We start from the raw sequence: 16929 nt of genomic DNA, 5'->3' as shown, positions 1-16929 counted from the left end.
TTTCAGACGAAATCAACTTGTAATCAACCAGCAACGATTGTGTTGGCTATCCGCGTAGGATTTTCAGCTTTGGGGATAGTACTGTCCTAGTTTCAAAATAAAAACTTAAAAGCTATAATCTACCCCAAAACTGATATAACCAGGCAAAAGCTTATATTCGGTGCTGGTATTATAAAGGTCTGTCAATTCAGCATTTCTGAAAAAGCGAGTATTGAAAATATTTTTTGCTGTCATGGTAAATCTTGTCCTATGCTGCCGCAGTTCATAAGCTAAGGAGAAATCCGAGAAATAATAGGTCTTAGAATCCTGGCCAAGGAAACTGCCAAAGCGATAGGATTCATTCTTTAGATTACACTGTATGTTTTTTCCCATATTCAAAAATACATTCAGAAACCCGCGGCTATTATGTAGTGTAGTTTTGCTATCTGAGCGATAAGTGACCGACTGCAGGGCGTAACCTGTGTAAATATTCAACCTGGATTTCCATGCACTTCTAAACGATAGTCCATAATCGTATGTATCTGTATGGATGCGACGATTGCCCACGCCCACCACCAATGTTTCGTAATCTGCTGTATTTGCACCTAAGTCCAAACGAAAATTTCCTCCTACAGCCTTCAGGTAGTAATTAAGATCCGCCTTATAATTGCTGCTCTTTTTGTTTTTGAGCAATACCTGTTGCACAAGGCTAAAATTGGGGTCTAAACTGCTTTCTGTACCCACATAATCAAACAAAATCTGATGTCCGACCGAGAGGTTCGCAAAAAAACGATCTGTCATACTGCCATAGGTATACATCAGCGTGCCACCAGAACTGCTTAGCGTCGCTAGCTTATCCATTCCTCGAATAAAGTTTCGAACTCCTGTCGTATAATAATGGGGAATGAGCTCGGTAAGCGAGGTATTCTGTTGCTGAAAATAGAGGTCGGTTTCCAGGCGCCCTTTTGGGTGGATAACCCATTTCCCCGATAATCCAGGCGAAAGCAAGAGGTTATTTTTAGGCATGGTTTTCCCAAAATCTGTTAACCTATTCTGTACGAGACCTACCTGCAAACGAGGTGTTAATTCCCATTTATTTCGTTTAAAAGTGTACTTGGAAGTAAAGTTTGTCTGGAATACGTTTAAGTCCATCGCATTAGAAAATCCCGAGGGAGAGACTGCTTTTCCCCCTAACTCATCTGGATTTGACAGCAAATCTAATTCGGTATTAAGCTGTTGCTGCTGATAGGCCATATTGAAAGCCAACTCAAAGAAGTCACCATTTTTTTTCCGGCTTACATAATGCGTAGTGGCACCCAAATACTGTAGATTATTTTCAATATGTTGTTTTACCGCACGGATATCTTCCCCCCCAAACAAGTCTTTATAATAATATTGATCGATACTGTAATCTACTGGCGATTGCTGGTTTATCCAACGTAGTGAGCTGACCAGTACATCCCGCTCCGAAAATTTGTAGCTATAACTCAGATTGTGGTTGGTCAAATACCCCTTGCTTTTGGTCAGTTCCTCACTTTGTACACCATTGAACAATAATGCGCCCAAATCATTTTTCCTCAAAGAACCTAGTGTACCTGAATAGCTCAACAATGTACGCTTATTGGGCTCCAACTGCAGCTCCAATTTCGTGAAGTAGTTATCGATGTTTCTGGTAAACTGATAATCTTCGGTGTTGGTAAATTGGATATCCTCCAAATGATAGTTCTGCACGGTATTTCGGTAAAATGATTTTTTAGTAGGATTTGCAAAACCCAGCCATTTGATTTTTAACTGTGGGGTCGGATTTAAAATGGTATTCAATGACAACAACTTGTCGTTATTGAAATTGGTTCTTTTATAATCAAAACCAGGCAGATTTGGTGTATTATCTATCAAAGTGGGTGTTGTTACCCCCACACCAATCTGACCTGGTTCATCTGGAGAACCAGACTGAATGAGGTGGTTGATGCTGCTTACGGCATCCACTCCGTTATTGTTAGCAGCACCCAAGAGATAATATTTGTTCTTCTTCCCAAAATTCATCAGGTTAGCACTCGCCTGAGAATATTTGGGGCCTATGGGAACCACCTGCGCATCAACAGAGCCAAGCCACTGTGCCCTACTTTCCTCCTTAAGTTGCAGATTTAGTGCAATCTTGTCCGAATTTTCGATACCTTTCAGCTGCTTATTATTGGAATACCGCTGCAATATCTGAATTTTTTCCAAGGGACGAACAGACATGCTTTGCGTCAGCAAGCGGTAGCCCTTTTCGAAAAAATCATCCCCTTCCACCATCACTTTTTCCACTTCTTTATTACCTATTTTGATACTGCCGTCGGTACCCACCTGAATACCTGGGATCTTTCGAAGTAGATCTTCTACCGTACGCTCGTCGCCCTGCAAAAAGGATTTCACAGCAAGCTCAATGGTATCTCTGCCCCGACGATAAGCCCCTTTGGAGTGGACAATCACTTCCTGCAATTGTTCCACTCCCCCAGCTGATAACTGCACATCAATTAGCGTATCAACCTGCATTGGTGTGATGGAAAGGGAAACAGACTTAAAGCTCAGCGCCTTGAATAGCAACGTAAATGATCCACTTTGGGCCGTTTGCACATGATATTTCCCCTGACCGTCGCTAAACGTATAAGCCAGCATTTTGTTATCGCCATCACGCCGTAAATCAATACGCACCCCTCCTAAAGGTTTTCCTTCAGTACTGACGCTTCCATGAATAGCAACTTGTCCATATACGGCCATACACAACAGACAAAAGCTGAGTAAGACCGCTATCCGCTTATTGATGTTCCCATTCATACACTTGCTCTACACTGCCCCTAACTTTTTGCTTCTCAACGCTTACGCCTTCCATCATTGGCATTTTGCTGTACATAATGCGCATTTGCTCTTCATTGAATTGGTCGTCTTTCTTGACAAACTCTTCCAGGCTCAATTTGGGTAAAGACTGAATATATTTATCATTTACGGGAATATCGCCAGTATAGGGATAATTTACCTCCTTCAAGTACCAATAGTTCGGATTAGCACTTTCGTTATAGAGCATCACGATAAGGCCTGGCAAGCCGCCAAATTTTGATGGTCCAACAGGCACGGGAATATCATTCGTATAATAAGCTACCAACGTAGTCCCTCGATAAGAGGCCGTTGCCTTATGGCATACATGTTTGCCCAATGTATCCACATCGGTGTAATCCGTATTCCAGACCAGCGCCGGAAATTTGTCCGTCACCAAATAGTTAACACCTTGAATGGAACGGGTTTCTAACTGTTGGTCAGTCTTATTTTGATGGATCACGACCCTGTTATACCTCTTGCCAGAACCGATTGTTATCGAAAATGAAGATGCTACTTCTTCATCGTCGGCATCTTTGTTAAGCTCTTGCTTACGAATTGGCATCGAATCACGAACAGCAATCTTCACTGTTCCATCATAATAGACCGCTTCTTTAAAAGTAGCCATTGCCGATGGAATGTATTCATATGCGGCATGAAGCCGCTGTGCAGAAGATAATCTGGAAAGGAACAGAAATAAAAAGAATATATAATATTTACACATGATAATTTAGTTTAGAAAGACGGGGTCAAAGCCCCGCTTTTGTTTTTTGTGATAATGAATAAAAAGTTAGTTGTTTGCAACCCAGTCATGCATTGCAGCAAAGAAACCCGCACAACCGCCAGCTGAAGAAGCATAATCTGTATAGACTGCGCTGCCTAGCAAAACGCCGTCGCTGCTATATATGCTTACCTTAAAATTACAGCGTACAAAGGCTGCATTCGTTTCCGTGGTTTCCTCGGTTACCCGGAGCGTATTGTTGGCCAGGCGCTGGGAAGTTGTTTTCATAGATGCATTTCCGTTGACCGGTGTTGTCGCTGTCTTAGCCGAAGCAACAGATGATAGCATAACCACTGCTACCAAACTCATCATTAATCTTTTCATTGTTTTTAAATTTACTTGTTAAACCATGGTATGATTTGATGGCATACCCTTGTATATGACGGTAAAAATAAAGACACATTTAATTATTTAAATGATGATTAAATATTTGTAAATGGTCACTTAGAATTCGTAGCTGATCCGTTACTATTCGCAATGGGCTTGTTCACTGAATAACTAAAATTATGGGGAAAATCGCTATGAGATAAAAACGTACAAAGCCTTACTGTAAAGTAGCCTATCTGAAAAAAAATCGATAGAAACAACATATGAAAGATTCCGAAAAACCAAGATGTTCACACAGAAAACCTTCTGTTATATCATATTTATATTAAATTACAGTAAACTATCACTAAAAACAGCATTTAATAGTAGCTTTATAAAGCTTCAAAATTTTAAGACGTTTTACCTACATAAAATCTCTAATATTTTTCTTTATTTCACTTTTGAAATTTATATTTTAAAAAAAAGCAAACGAAATGTTATCCACAGAATATTATTTTAACAAATATTTTCTGCAACTCAGTGTATTTGCATTTCCATGGGTTGGTTCCGAAGAAATTGCAAAAGACATCGTGCAGGACGCATTTATCGTTCTAATGGGTAGACAGGACTTACTGCAAAAGAGAGAGCCCGTCATTAAGAGCTTCCTTTATAGCGCTGTAAAAAATATAGCGATGAATATCAAACGGAGAAATGTGGTATTTGATCGTGTACGGAGCCAATTTAACCCTGACCAACCGGATGACAATGATATCCTGGATAATTTAATAAACGCCGAACTGATTGGAGCTCTACATCGGGAACTCAATGAATTGCCCGAAGGTTGTCAACGAATCTGCCGTTTAATCTATCTGGACGGAATGAAGTATGACGAGGTCGCACAGGAACTCAATGTTTCAGTAAACACGGTTAAAACACAACGGATGCGTGCGATAAACCTGCTTAAAAGAAAATTTCTAAGCCTACTTCTTACATTTTTTACACTCTAACAATCAGCACCTTATAACTAAACCTCCACTTATTTCCATAAACGGATCACCCATTTCAACCGTTCAAGTTATTTAGCTTCTGAATTATGATAGAAACCGACAAAATACTATTAGCAGAACTGATTGCTCTTCTTTTGAAGGATGGTGAGTTACCATCCGACAAAGAAAACCAATTAAAAAATCTCTTACAAAAATATCCAAGCGCAAGGGATAGCTTATCTCGTCGGTTATCACAGACCGACATATATGTTCCTTTTGATCTTCGCAGTACTGATGTAAAACAAGAATGGCTCATCACACAACGTAAATTTACGGCGAAGGAAACGATTTTACAATCAAGAAAGAAGTATCTCTTCTTAAATAAACCATGGTACAAGGCTATTGGGATTGCTGCCGCCCTATTACTTGTCCTAACGCTGTTATGGCAAAGACAACAGCCAGAAAACCCTATAAACTATTTAATTCCGGACAAGATATACGGACATAAAAATGATGTTCTTCCAGGAGGAGCAGGTGCCGTTTTAAAAATTGAGGGCAAAGAAGAAATACGATTAACCGAAAAAAAGGCAATCCAATATTTTGCGCAAGGTATCGAATTAAAAGAAGGACGGCTTATATACCCCGCTAGCTTAGCAGAAAACCTAAAAAATACTTTAATAGTTCCTAAACGATCTACCATGGTATTAACCCTTAGCGATGGGACTAAAGTGTGGGTAAATGCTGCCTCTGAGCTCAGCTATAAAGCAAATTTTGATAAAAAAGAGCGAAGAGTGACACTAAAAGGTGAAGCCTATTTTGAAGTTGCAAAAGATGCACATAGGCCCTTTATTGTTGAAACAAATCATATCAATATACAGGCGATCGGAACAGCTTTCAATGTAAATTCCTATCATGCAAATACGAGAGTATCATTGACAGAAGGAAAACTTAAAGTTAGCAACTATGAAAACGAAATCTATATGAATGCTGGCAGCGAAACGGAGATTGTCGATAAAAAGCTAAAGACTTTTCCATTAGCCAGTAAGGCTGAAGCCACAGCCTTCAAAGACGGATATTTCTATTTTAAAAATAAAGATATGCAACAGATACTTGATGAATTAAGCCGTTGGTACGGAATTCAGGTCGATTGTAAGATCCCATTAAATAATGAACGGTATGAAGGTAGCATGAAAAGAGATGTAACGCTGGCGGAACTTTGTAATGTACTAAAAGATTTGACAGGTTATAAATTGACCATTGACAATGATAAACTAATTGTAAACAGATACTAATTATAAACAGATAAACTTATTGAGGAGGACTTTGTATGTAAAAAAGCGAAAAACCTAAATTAAGATGATAAAAATGCAGAAGTACGGCAAATACTCCTGCATCAAAATTGAATTAACACTGATCATAAACCATTAATTCTATACCAATTTATGAATAATTTATTTTATTCAAAAGGGACCTTATGTCCCGTTGACAAAGGGAAAACTCTGAACCATTTATTAAAAATGAAACTGACAGGAATCTTATTGGCGACATCCATGATGGGCGCCTACGCTTCAAGCTCCGCTCAGATAACTTTACATGCCCAAAATACCAAGATTGAGACTGTCCTGGAAAGCATTACCAAACAGACTGGTATACATTTTATCTTTAAAGAAGGATTACTAAAAAACGAAAAAGCAACGGTTGAAATCACAGATGTATCACTCGATAAGGCTTTAGATAAAATTTTCAAAAGCAGCGCTTTCTATTACATGTTACATCGTGGTACTGTTGTTATCAAGCGTAAAAATGAAGATATTTCTTTGCCAGAACAAAGTACCTCCGGCATATCCAATCTGCAGCAACAAGTCATAAAAGGAAAAGTACATGATACCAAGGGAAATCTATTGTCTGCTGTCAGCATCCTGCTAAAAGGTTCCAATACAGGAACTTCGTCAAATACGAAAGGAGAGTTCCAACTGACACTGCCCGATGGCAAAAAAGGAACCCTGATTTTTAGTGCAGTCGGATTCAAACAGCTTGAAATCCCGATTAACAATAAATCGGAGCTAAATGTTATTATGGATGCAGATGAAGTGGGGCTTGATGAAGTGGTGGTCGTCGGCTTCTCCGAAGTAGACAAAAAGCACGTTGCATCTTCCGTATCACAAATGGATATGGAGAAAATAAAAAATCGTCCAATTTTTAAAATGCAGGATGCTTTTTCAGGAACGATTCCAGGAGTCACAATGATGCGCGGAAACAGTATGCCAGGAAGTGTTCCGGGCACCATCTCTATTCGCGGAATCAGTACCTTACAAAATGCAGATCCTTTGGTCATCGTAGACGGTATGGAACAGAGCATACATGATATTGACCCGAATCAGGTTAAAAGCATTACCGTCTTAAAAGATGCCGCCTCCGCTTCTATGTATGGTTCCCGTGGCGCAAATGGCGTTATCATCATCGAAACAGAACGCGGACAGACAGGACAGTTTAAAGTCGTTACCAACAACTGGTTTGCAGTCAATAAACCCATTGATCTTCCAAAATTTGTCGGAGCCGTTGATTTTATGAAATTGCGGAACGAAACCTTAATCCAACAGGGACAATCTGCGATCTACCCCGAAGAAACAATCAACAAATATGCTTCCGGAGAATTAAAAGAAGTCAATTGGCTCGATCAAGTCATGGAACGAACGTCGACAGCAATGAATAATAACGCAAGTATATCTGGCGGTGGTGGGGTTGGTACTTTTAATTTAATGCTTGGCCATATAAAAGAAAATGGCCTCAATAAGATTGAAGGTACTCAAAAGTTTTCGGCACGTTTCAATACAAATATCAACATTGCCGATAAATTTGTATTAATGGCCGATTTCTATGCGCACCGTCTACAGGTAGATCGTCTTTTGGCAAACGATGATGGGCACGGTCTTTATAAACAGGCCTGGCGCCTGAACCCAACGCAACAAATTTTTTATGATTCTGACCTCCCCGAACACTATATCCTGCATAATAACATCAACCCAATTGCTTCAATAAAACACGGTGGCACAAAAAACAATATGTACGATCGTAGTACCATCAACTTACGTCCCAAATATAACATCAACAGCAATTTCAATATTGAGGGAAATGTCTCCTACATGATTAACAAATCGGCCAATAAACAAAAAAGGTTGACCTATAAGTTCTTTGATGAAAATGGTGCTCCGGCAGCAATTTGGGGAAATGATGTCAATGCCTCGCAAGGTGTTAGTGAAAGCCAGCTCACCGCTCGGATGCTGATTAACTTTAACAAAGAGCTCCGCCAGCACAAAGACAAGATCTATCTAACCGCAGGTTCAGAAGTCATGAATTACACCTTCACCGATTTTAGAGAAATCAGCAAAGCTTCTTTTTTCGGTAAATTAAATTATTCCTTTAACAACCGCTATATTTTAGAGTTGACTGGACGTTCAGACGGGAGTAGCAAGTTTGCCCCCGGTCATCGTTGGGGATTTTTTCCCTCGGGAGTTTTCGCCTGGAACTTACATAACGAACATTTTTTTAAACCTATTCTCGAATCGGGAACAGTTAATAACATTAAGATACGAGCTTCCTATGGACTTATCGGAAACGAAAATGTAGCGCCATACCTCTGGCAGGAATCTGTTAATACCTGGGGCTGGACAATACGTGTTCCCAATCCAAATTTCTCCTGGGAGAAACAGAAGCAATGGAACCTGGGCCTAGACGTCAATGCATTTAAAAATAGACTATCCTTTACGGCAGAGCTTTATCATAAAAATTCATACGATCTTATTTATGACCAATTTGCCGTCCCTCCGCTCACGGGATCAAATAGTCTGGAATCTGCGGTCAACATCGGTGCCGTGGAAAATAACGGTTGGGAGCTGTCAGCAAGCTGGTCCGACAAAAAGGACGATTTTTCGTATACGATTGGTGGAATGATTTTTGATAACCGCAACCGAATGCTCAAAGCGGGCTACAATGAAAACGATAGATTGATCTTTAAAGGCGATAATAACCGAATCTGGTACAAAGGTGTCCCAATCAACAATTATTATGGCTTCCAGTCTGATGGCTATTTCCAAACGCAGGCGGAAGTTGACGCAACGCCCGCTAAAATGCCAAATTCAAAACCTGGCGACATCCGCTACGTGGATAAAAATCAGGATGGTATAATCAACGATGAGGACCGCAGCTATCTGGCAGACCCTCTTCCCCATTATAACTATGCTATAAATCTGGACTTTCGCTATAAAGGCTGGGATTTCTCAGCATTGGGTCAGGGGATCGGAAAGCGCACGGGCCGCTTGATCGGACAAGAGGCCTATCCGGTGTATGTTGATGGAAACAGTAACGATCTCGGCGCACCGCGTGTCGAATATGTAGCAAACCATTGGAGCCCCGACAATCCGAATAGCCGTTTTCCACGTCTTTGGACGGGGCCAAGCCCCAATACCCTACTTAGTGATGTTTGGCTTAGCAATGCTGCCTTTTTCCGTATCAAGTCTCTTCAGCTTGGTTATACATTTCCTAAAATCGGCAAAAGCATCAAAAATTTTAGAATATATGTTAATGCGCAGGATGTATTCACGTTCACGAAATGGGAAGGTCTTGACCCCGAACGTATTGATGTCGATAGTCCTGGAACAAATGATGGGAACGGAAATTATCCACGTATGGCAACCTACAGTGTTGGACTGAGTGCGAGTATTTTTTAAAACTATGCTAATGAAAAAGAAAATTTTAACCTTGATAATTGCGCTAGCAACGTTAAGTAGCTGCGAAAAATTTCTTGATAAACGAGATCCTACCGCAACATCCTTCGACGAGTTCTTCAATACCGAAGAAGATTTACGTCGGGTAGTCTACAGTAGTTATTTGGATGTTTTTATGGGACCAGGAGAACGTCGCCTGCTCTTCTATATGTTAGATGGTCGTAGCGATAACGCCTATGCTAGAATAGAGACAGACCACCATATGATCATTGCCAATGGCAATATGACAAGCAACGCACGTTTGGCTGAGTACTATTGGACATTATATAATAAACACGTGGGGCGGATCAATACTTACCTCGCGAATATTGACATTCCCTATGTGGAAAATGAGTCGATAAGACAAAAATATAAAGCAATCTTAGAAGCACTACGTATCTGGCATTATTTCAGGATCACTGAAGTTTGGGGTGACGTACCTTTTGTCCTAGTCCCGGTTACACTTGAAGAAGCAATACCTCCAGTAACGCCGAAAGCTGAAATACTGAACAAACTATTTGAAATGAGCCAAGATGTGGCAAACAGGCTCCCTGAAAATGAAGGTACCACAAACGCCTATATGTTCAACAAATACTCCTTCAAAACGTTGGTCATGCGATATGCTCTTTACAATGGACGCTATGAGCTTGCCGCAACCCTTGCGAAGGAAATAATGGACAGTGGCAAATATCAACTTCACCCCCAATATGCTAGCCTATTCAATTATCAAGCAGACAAGACCAATAAGGAGTTTATCATCAAATTTGACATGGAAAGCCACAATAATTCTGCTACAAATTCCTTTCAGCATCTTGCCCCACAATATAAGACCGGAAATGGGCAATCTTATGTCGTTCCTTTGAAGTCTTTGGTTGATAGTTATTGGACACTACAAGGACGTTCGATTGACAAATGCCCCTTACACAGCAAGCAGGAATATGAGCTCAACCCCAAATTAAATCGCGATCCACGTTACACAGCAAGTATTTTTGGGCAGGGCGACCTATTCAACAAAGAAAAAATAGATATTTATGATTCAAAGAGTCTATTCTATTATCAAAACTTACGAAGCAGCCGATCGGGCTATTGGTTTAAGAAATTTGTCGATGAAGCTGATGCATTTCGGACGGGAGGCAATATGTATTTTCCTTTGGCACGCTACGCAGAAGTGTTATTGACCTATGCCGAAGCCAAAATTATGTTGAATAACGTAGATGAATTAGCGAAAAGCTGTATCAATCAGATTCGACAACGTGCAGGACTCGATATGAATGTAGCAGATGTCAATCTCACGGTGAGATCTCAACAAGAATGGATTGACTTAATTCGCAATGAGCGAAGGGTCGAATTTGCCGGTGAGGGGCTGCGCTATAGTGATATTCTTCGATGGAAAACAGCAGAAGTAGTTCTTAATCAACCTGCATTGGGTCACATGCGACAAAGTGCGGATGGGAAATCTGAGGTGCTTAAAATTGAAGATAGAAAATTTTTGAAACATCAATACCTCTGGCCTTTCCACGAAAGTAGCTTTCAAGTCGAACCCAATCTGATCCAAAACCCGGGATACTAATGGAACGATAAAACAAGGGTAGCGCTTATATCACGCTACCCTTGTTTGATTCCTGCCGACTGCTATCTTTAGGAATTTCAGGCAATTGCGCACTAGTATGCCCATCAATTTTTTGTGCTGCAGCCATTGAAACTACCAAATCATTCAGCATAGTGCTTGCTGCTGTTGGTGAATTTGGAAGCAAGACCAAATTGCTTCTGCTATTTGCTCCAATGGCATTCAGCGTATCATAATGTTGCGTCACGACAATTAAGGCAGAAGCTTCCTGTGCATTGATATTGGCCGCATTCAGCATTTTTACCGATTCTTCCAGCCCCTTCGCAATCTCTCTTCGCTGGTCTGCAATCCCCTGCCCCTGTAATTTTTTAGATTCTGCTTCAGCTTTTGCAACGGCAACAATTCGTATTCTTTGTGCCTCAGACTCATATTCTGCGGCAGTTTTCTCGCGTTCAGCAGCGTTGATTCTGTTCATAGCATGTTTCACCTGTTCATCAGGATCAATATCTGTCACCAATGCTTTGATAATATCGTAACCGTAGCTTTGCATCGCATCCTGCAATTCACTTTTTACAGCAATGGCAATATCGTCTTTTCTTACAAAAACATCATCTAATTTTGTTTTTGGAACTTCAGCACGCACAACATCAAAAACATACGATGTAATCTGATTTTCGGGATTCTCCAGACGATAATACGCGTCTTTTACATTATCTCTGATTACCTGATACTGAACAGAAACTTTCATCTTAATGAAAACATTATCCAATGTTTTGGTATCAATTATGACATCCAATTGCTTTATCCTAAGATTCAGCCGCTTAGCGATCTGATCCAAAAATGGAATTTTTAAATGCAAACCGGCATGACTTACTTTTAAAAATTTACCCAGCCTTTCTATCACGGCCGCAGACTCTTGCTTTACCGTATAAAATGAAGCAAATAATGTAATAAGTCCAAAAAAGACCAAAATTCCTAAATATAGCATAACCTTAAATTTAATATTGGTGATCTACAAACTTACACGTTTACATTGTCATTCTTCTACTACTGACAAAATTTTTCGACAAAGTTCCGAAACTCGGTTATCCATCCTAAAGATAGCCCAACGCTACATTTTACTGTGCTAGCCAACGCTGTGTTCTTTGCAATCTTGGCATAAGCCCCCCGCGATGTCCTTTCAAAAGCTCACTTTCAAAACGAAGCAGCTGCTATTAAAATAGCTATCAAGGTTAATTGGCGTTTAATATTTATTCTGGTTGGATAATGACATAATGGATAAATTGAAATTCGGTTTTAATGCGTGTACGGATGCGGGTAATTGCTTCGGTAATATCTTCTGTATCAATATCATCCTTAAAATCAATGATAAGCATCAATATAACGTCTTCAGGAGACCATGAAATATTATACTTAAAATTATTCGATATTATTATTTTCAAACTGCCGTCACCCAATTTTTGTTTGCTTTAAATACCTTCAAACATAGTTTAGTGCGATTTTTGTTATTTATCATTAAGATGACCCGTACTTTTACCTTTTTTAAAGTAGTTTTATATCCATATAATTGTCTTTATAACACCATACGACATCTTTATGAACAGCTCCGAACAAATAGAACAATTACGAATTGAAAATCTCGAGCTCAACAACCGGATTACTGAACTAACTGACTTTATCGACAGTGCATCTCTAGCACTACATTGGGTTAACCGGGAAGGGGTTATTATTTGGGCCAATCAAGCTGAACTTGACCTTCTTGGTTATCGTAAGGAAGAATATATTGGTTTCCCCATTGCAGACTTTCACACAGATCAGGATACCATTTCGAAAATCCTACACATGCTTTTAAATAATCAACGTGTGGAGGATTATCCAGCAAGTCCGAGGTGCAAAAATGGAGATATAAAGCATGTTGTTATAAATTCCAGTGCTTTGATGAAGGATGACGAATTTGTCCATTCGATGTGTTTTACCAAAGATGTTACGGAAGCCGTACTTGCAGAAAAAAGAAGAGATAAACTCACAGCAATCCTACAGGAGAAGGAAGAGCGACTTCGCCTTGCCATCGCCTCTACCGGACTTGGGACCTGGGATTGGGACGCTGCGAAAGGAATAGTTCAACTTTCCCCACAGGCTCAAGAAATTTTAGAACTTTCTGCCCCAATCCAAAAGAAAGAAGCGATGATAACGCTCATCCATCCGGAGGATCAACCCGCTATTTTCCAGCAAATGAAAGGGCTGAGCGAAAATAAAATGGACGGCCATTTTGAGTTTACCTGCCGCATTATAAGACCTATCACACATGGGATTGCCTTTGTAAAAATCACGGGATCGGCTTTCTTTAGCGGCAGCAAAGAATCGCGCAGGATTATCGGAGCGCTTATGGATGTGACAGATCAGAAAAAAGCGACAGAAAAAAGTGCCGAACTCGCAGCCATTGTTAACTCATCCTATGATGCGATTATCGGAAAGACACTAGACGGTATTATAACCAGCTGGAACGACGCTGCGACGAATCTTTTTGGCTATTCAAACGCGGAAATGATCGGTCAGTCCATCCTAAAATTAATTCCACGAGATAGGCATTCTGAAGAACATTATATCCTGGGGCGAATGCGCATGGGACATTCCATCAAGCATTTTGAAACTGTTCGGCAGACAAAATCAGGCAAATTGGTCGATTTGTCGCTGACGATATCCCCCATAAAAAACGATCTCGGCGAGATCATTGGTGTATGAAAAATTGCACGGGATATCAGCGAAAAAAAGCAGGAAGAGAAGCGAAAAAATACGTTTATATCCGTAGCAAGCCACGAACTCAAAACACCGCTCACCACAGTCTTGATGAGTGCGCAGATGATGCAACAGCATGCAACTATATTTGGTGAAAAAAGTGCCCAGATAGGAACTAAGATCGAATCCCAAGTAAGAAAAATGATGCTCATGATTGCGGATTTTCTAAGTATAACGGAGGTAGACGAAGGAAAATTGCAACTTCATTAAACCATTTTTCAGCTTGACAAATTAATGCGGGACTGTATTAATGATTTGGAAACGAATCGGCACAGCATTGAACTGCGTTGCGATCCTACCGTTCATATTTTAGCTGACTGGCCCAAAATGGATCAGGTTTTTGCCAACTTACTTAACAATGCCATAAAATACTCTCCCCACGGCGGAACGATTATTATTGGCACGCAGATAATAGGCGAAAAAGTACGTATATATGTTCAGGATGAAGGGATTGGAATCGAGCCCAAACATCAAAAAAATATTTTTAAATCATTTTATCGGGTCGATAACTTAAATACTTCTAACATATCTGGATTTGGCATCGGCCTATATTTGGTCGCAGAAATCCTGCGAAAACATGGTTCACAGATACACGTTCAAAGCGCCAAGGATAAGGGATCTATTTTCTATTTTGATTTTCCGTTCACCTACGCTTCAAACTAAATAAATCTATAAGCCTACTAGATCTACATTCCAGCAGATCTACAGTATTAATATACCGACTAGAGCAGCCCGACTTCACTTTGTCTAATAACTAACTCTTTCTGGGCAAATTGTAATTCAAGTTTTTTCTTGAATTGTTTCCAGTAGGCATGGTCGATTTCAGCAACCATGATTTCATAAACCACATTCTCGTCTTTAATTGGCTGTTTTTTAGGATCGATCCATATACCAATGGCAGGGGCACGCGTATAAGCTGTTATCCCGCCAAAGTCTTTAATGAGCTGCTTACTAATATCCTGAAATAGTTGAGCGGAGAAGGGTGTTCCCGACGCATCGTAGAGTGGAAGAAAAAGTTCAATTTTTTTGATGGGCTGACTGTTACTTTTTGCTTTTTCTATTGCCTTACATGCATCTTTAGCACTTAGAATTTTCAAAGGCTGGAAATTTTTGCCTTCCTGTTTATTATAATTTATGAAGAACTGTTGCAGTTCATCGAGCACGGTTTCAGGCAATTGGGCGACACGATGAATGTGACCAAAGACGGCTGAAGCCTCTGGCACAACCAAAAACCGGTCATTTTCTACAGTTTCGCCATTTTTATTCTGCTGTATCGCCTTTATTGCACCAATTATTCTGCATTTCAATATACAGCCAGGAAACGTCCCTTGTTCCGAAATAACGATAATATCCAAAGGGTCACCATCCTCTCCTACCGTGCCCGGGATAAAACCGAAATCATAGGGGAAAACTGAGCCCAAAGGAAGGTATTTTGCTAGAACAAATCCGCCACATTTTGGCTCATAGTTGTATTTAGCATTTGAATTTTTGGGTGTTTCAACCGTGCAGAATATGTATTTCATCGTCATTTCTAAAATGGGTTTCGGCTCAATATCGACTTATTAAAACTAATGAGTTTTATAGTGAACAGTAGCATCTACAATTTCGTTTACGATTTTATAACAAATTTAAAGCGTCTAGGTCTTTACACCTTTTGCCTTTTTGATAGATTGCTCTATCTTTCCCAAACGCTTTCTCCAGGCCATGACTTGCGGTTCTTCATATCTTGGAAGGCCATCCTCCTGCATTAATCCCAGTACTTTGGCCAAACGCTGACTTAAGTCCGCTGACCCACCGTTCAGCTTCTTCCATTTGCGCTGATCTTTCAACAGATCATTTTCATAGGCAGCGAGTGCCTTCTTTATGGTACTTAGCTCTTTCTTGTACATTTTCTGCCTATGATATACAATCATGAGCCGATTATATGCAGCGGTATGCAGCTTATCCTTTGCGATAACTGTATGATAGTTTTTGACAGCATCCTCCAATTTGCCTTCGGATTCTAACAATTTAGCCTGTTTCATTAATTCGTTGATAGACAGACGTGCTGTGGATCTTTGATCAGCCATTTCAATACGATTGTTCGAGACCATAAAACGCGGGTATGAGCCCGGATCATAAAGCGATTGCCTTTCCTAGGGAATCTCGATAGAAGGACAAGATTCAGCAAATAATAGTTTGTCTACTGATTACATCCTAACTAGAACCTTTTCACTCCGCAACTATTCCAGCGTTGCTAGCTGAAATTCTTCAGTACGAGGTTAGCATTTTAAACGAATACACAATTGGTTAAAACTAATTCCTGTATAGTTCGGTTTACTTTCTAAAATCTCAAACTTAATCATTTTAAAACTAAGTCATTATGAGCACTATTCTGATAAAAGATATCATTCAGCAATTAAAGGATGTGGAGCACGCCGATCTATGGATCGATGAAAATTTTGAAAAAAAATTAGCTACGGTGACCGAATCATCTGTTTATGAGCGTCCTATCCCAGAAATGCACAGTGTAGCGGAACTGATGTCGCATCTCATTGAATGGCGTAAGGAGGTTCTGAGCCGTTTGAAGGGAAATCCACGGGGACTCGAAATGAACGAAGCTAGGAATTGGCGAACGAATGACGAACTGAAGACAACAGGCTGGAAAAAGCTGTTGGAAGATTTCTGGGATAGTCAGCGACACGTTATTCACTTTCTCAACGGCAAAGACGATTCCTTCCTCGAACAACCCTATAAACATGCGAATCCTGATTTCCAGCATAACCTCAAATACCTCCTGACAGGCCTTATCCATCACGATTTTTACCACCTGGGTCAGCTGGGTATCACTATTAAATTTTTGAAGCTAAAAAACACGTGAATGTAATATGAGATAGTTGCGTTGGTCATTTTTTTGAA

The 16929-nt window shown here is 40.1% G+C and carries 15 protein-coding genes; 8 read left to right on the top strand and 7 right to left on the bottom strand.

Features of this window, described 5'->3' with window-relative positions; translation table 11 throughout:
• Nucleotides 1-105: 105 nt before the first annotated feature.
• The 3 genes from B4Z90_RS21815 to B4Z90_RS21805 form a co-directional block, all read right to left on the bottom strand.
• Nucleotides 106-2796 carry a carboxypeptidase-like regulatory domain-containing protein gene (locus B4Z90_RS21815; RefSeq protein WP_147282024.1) on the bottom strand — a complete coding sequence of 897 codons (2691 nt, stop codon included), beginning with the start codon at nt 2794-2796 and terminating at the stop codon, nt 106-108.
• Nucleotides 2777-3556: a GLPGLI family protein gene (locus B4Z90_RS21810; RefSeq protein ID WP_070568541.1), complete on the bottom strand. Its 780-nt coding sequence runs from the start codon at nt 3554-3556 to the stop codon at nt 2777-2779. The genes B4Z90_RS21815 and B4Z90_RS21810 overlap by 20 nt, the downstream gene beginning before the upstream one ends.
• Before the next feature lie 66 nt (nt 3557-3622).
• Complete coding sequence (locus B4Z90_RS21805; RefSeq protein WP_139145066.1) at nt 3623-3937, bottom strand: hypothetical protein; 315 nt, start codon at nt 3935-3937, stop codon at nt 3623-3625.
• A 476-nt stretch (nt 3938-4413) separates the two neighbouring features.
• Here B4Z90_RS21805 and B4Z90_RS21800 point away from each other — a divergent pair, with 476 nt between their 5' ends.
• The 4 genes from B4Z90_RS21800 (at nt 4414) to B4Z90_RS21785 (ending at nt 11238) form a co-directional block, all read left to right on the top strand.
• On the top strand, nt 4414-4926 hold the full coding sequence (locus B4Z90_RS21800; RefSeq protein WP_286803257.1) for a sigma-70 family RNA polymerase sigma factor: 513 nt from the start codon (nt 4414-4416) through the stop codon (nt 4924-4926).
• Nucleotides 4927-5012: 86 nt separating this feature from the next.
• A complete protein-coding gene (locus B4Z90_RS21795) occupies nt 5013-6197 on the top strand; it encodes a FecR family protein (protein WP_115048158.1) in 1185 nt (394 codons plus the stop codon).
• A gap of 225 nt (nt 6198-6422) precedes the next feature.
• Nucleotides 6423-9632 (top strand): SusC/RagA family TonB-linked outer membrane protein, encoded by a 3210-nt coding sequence (locus tag B4Z90_RS21790; RefSeq protein WP_286803256.1) that lies wholly within the window; start codon nt 6423-6425, stop codon nt 9630-9632.
• 10 nt (nt 9633-9642) lie between these two features.
• On the top strand, nt 9643-11238 hold the full coding sequence (locus B4Z90_RS21785) for a RagB/SusD family nutrient uptake outer membrane protein (protein ID WP_115048156.1): 1596 nt from the start codon (nt 9643-9645) through the stop codon (nt 11236-11238).
• 25 nt (nt 11239-11263) lie between these two features.
• On the opposite strand, the gene B4Z90_RS21780 is transcribed toward B4Z90_RS21785, so the two are convergent.
• Both B4Z90_RS21780 and B4Z90_RS21775 read right to left on the bottom strand, forming a co-directional pair.
• A complete protein-coding gene (locus tag B4Z90_RS21780) occupies nt 11264-12223 on the bottom strand; it encodes an SPFH domain-containing protein (protein WP_115048154.1) in 960 nt (319 codons plus the stop codon).
• 262 nt (nt 12224-12485) lie between these two features.
• Complete coding sequence (locus B4Z90_RS21775) at nt 12486-12677, bottom strand: hypothetical protein (protein WP_201303514.1); 192 nt, start codon at nt 12675-12677, stop codon at nt 12486-12488.
• Nucleotides 12678-12831: 154 nt separating this feature from the next.
• On the opposite strand from B4Z90_RS21775, the gene B4Z90_RS21770 reads away from it, so the two are divergent.
• From B4Z90_RS21770 to B4Z90_RS21760, 3 genes are read left to right on the top strand one after another with little or no spacing between them, the layout of a single operon-like run.
• Nucleotides 12832-13977: a PAS domain-containing protein gene (locus B4Z90_RS21770; RefSeq protein WP_286803254.1), complete on the top strand. Its 1146-nt coding sequence runs from the start codon at nt 12832-12834 to the stop codon at nt 13975-13977.
• Nucleotides 13978-13980: 3 nt separating this feature from the next.
• A complete protein-coding gene (locus B4Z90_RS21765; protein ID WP_349681263.1) occupies nt 13981-14241 on the top strand; it encodes a sensor histidine kinase in 261 nt (86 codons plus the stop codon).
• A 24-nt stretch (nt 14242-14265) separates the two neighbouring features.
• Entirely contained in the window at nt 14266-14694 is a 429-nt protein-coding gene (locus B4Z90_RS21760) for a sensor histidine kinase (protein WP_115048150.1), read from the top strand.
• Between the two features lie 59 nt (nt 14695-14753).
• Here B4Z90_RS21760 and B4Z90_RS21755 read toward each other — a convergent pair whose 3' ends face one another.
• Both B4Z90_RS21755 and B4Z90_RS21750 read right to left on the bottom strand, forming a co-directional pair.
• Nucleotides 14754-15554, bottom strand: coding sequence for an inorganic diphosphatase (locus B4Z90_RS21755; RefSeq protein ID WP_159332899.1), 801 nt, complete (start codon nt 15552-15554; stop codon nt 14754-14756).
• Nucleotides 15555-15668: 114 nt separating this feature from the next.
• Nucleotides 15669-16100 carry a tetratricopeptide repeat protein gene (locus tag B4Z90_RS21750; protein ID WP_147282023.1) on the bottom strand — a complete coding sequence of 144 codons (432 nt, stop codon included), beginning with the start codon at nt 16098-16100 and terminating at the stop codon, nt 15669-15671.
• Nucleotides 16101-16393: 293 nt separating this feature from the next.
• Between B4Z90_RS21750 and B4Z90_RS21745 the strand changes: the two genes are divergently transcribed.
• Nucleotides 16394-16891 (top strand): DinB family protein, encoded by a 498-nt coding sequence (locus B4Z90_RS21745; RefSeq protein ID WP_115048144.1) that lies wholly within the window; start codon nt 16394-16396, stop codon nt 16889-16891.
• The last annotated feature ends 38 nt before the right edge of the window (nt 16892-16929 follow it).

The organism is Sphingobacterium sp. UBA5639, from assembly GCF_002421245.1.
In the GTDB taxonomy this organism is placed as follows: domain Bacteria; phylum Bacteroidota; class Bacteroidia; order Sphingobacteriales; family Sphingobacteriaceae; genus Sphingobacterium; species Sphingobacterium multivorum.
This window is presented reverse-complemented; position numbering and strand designations above follow the sequence as displayed.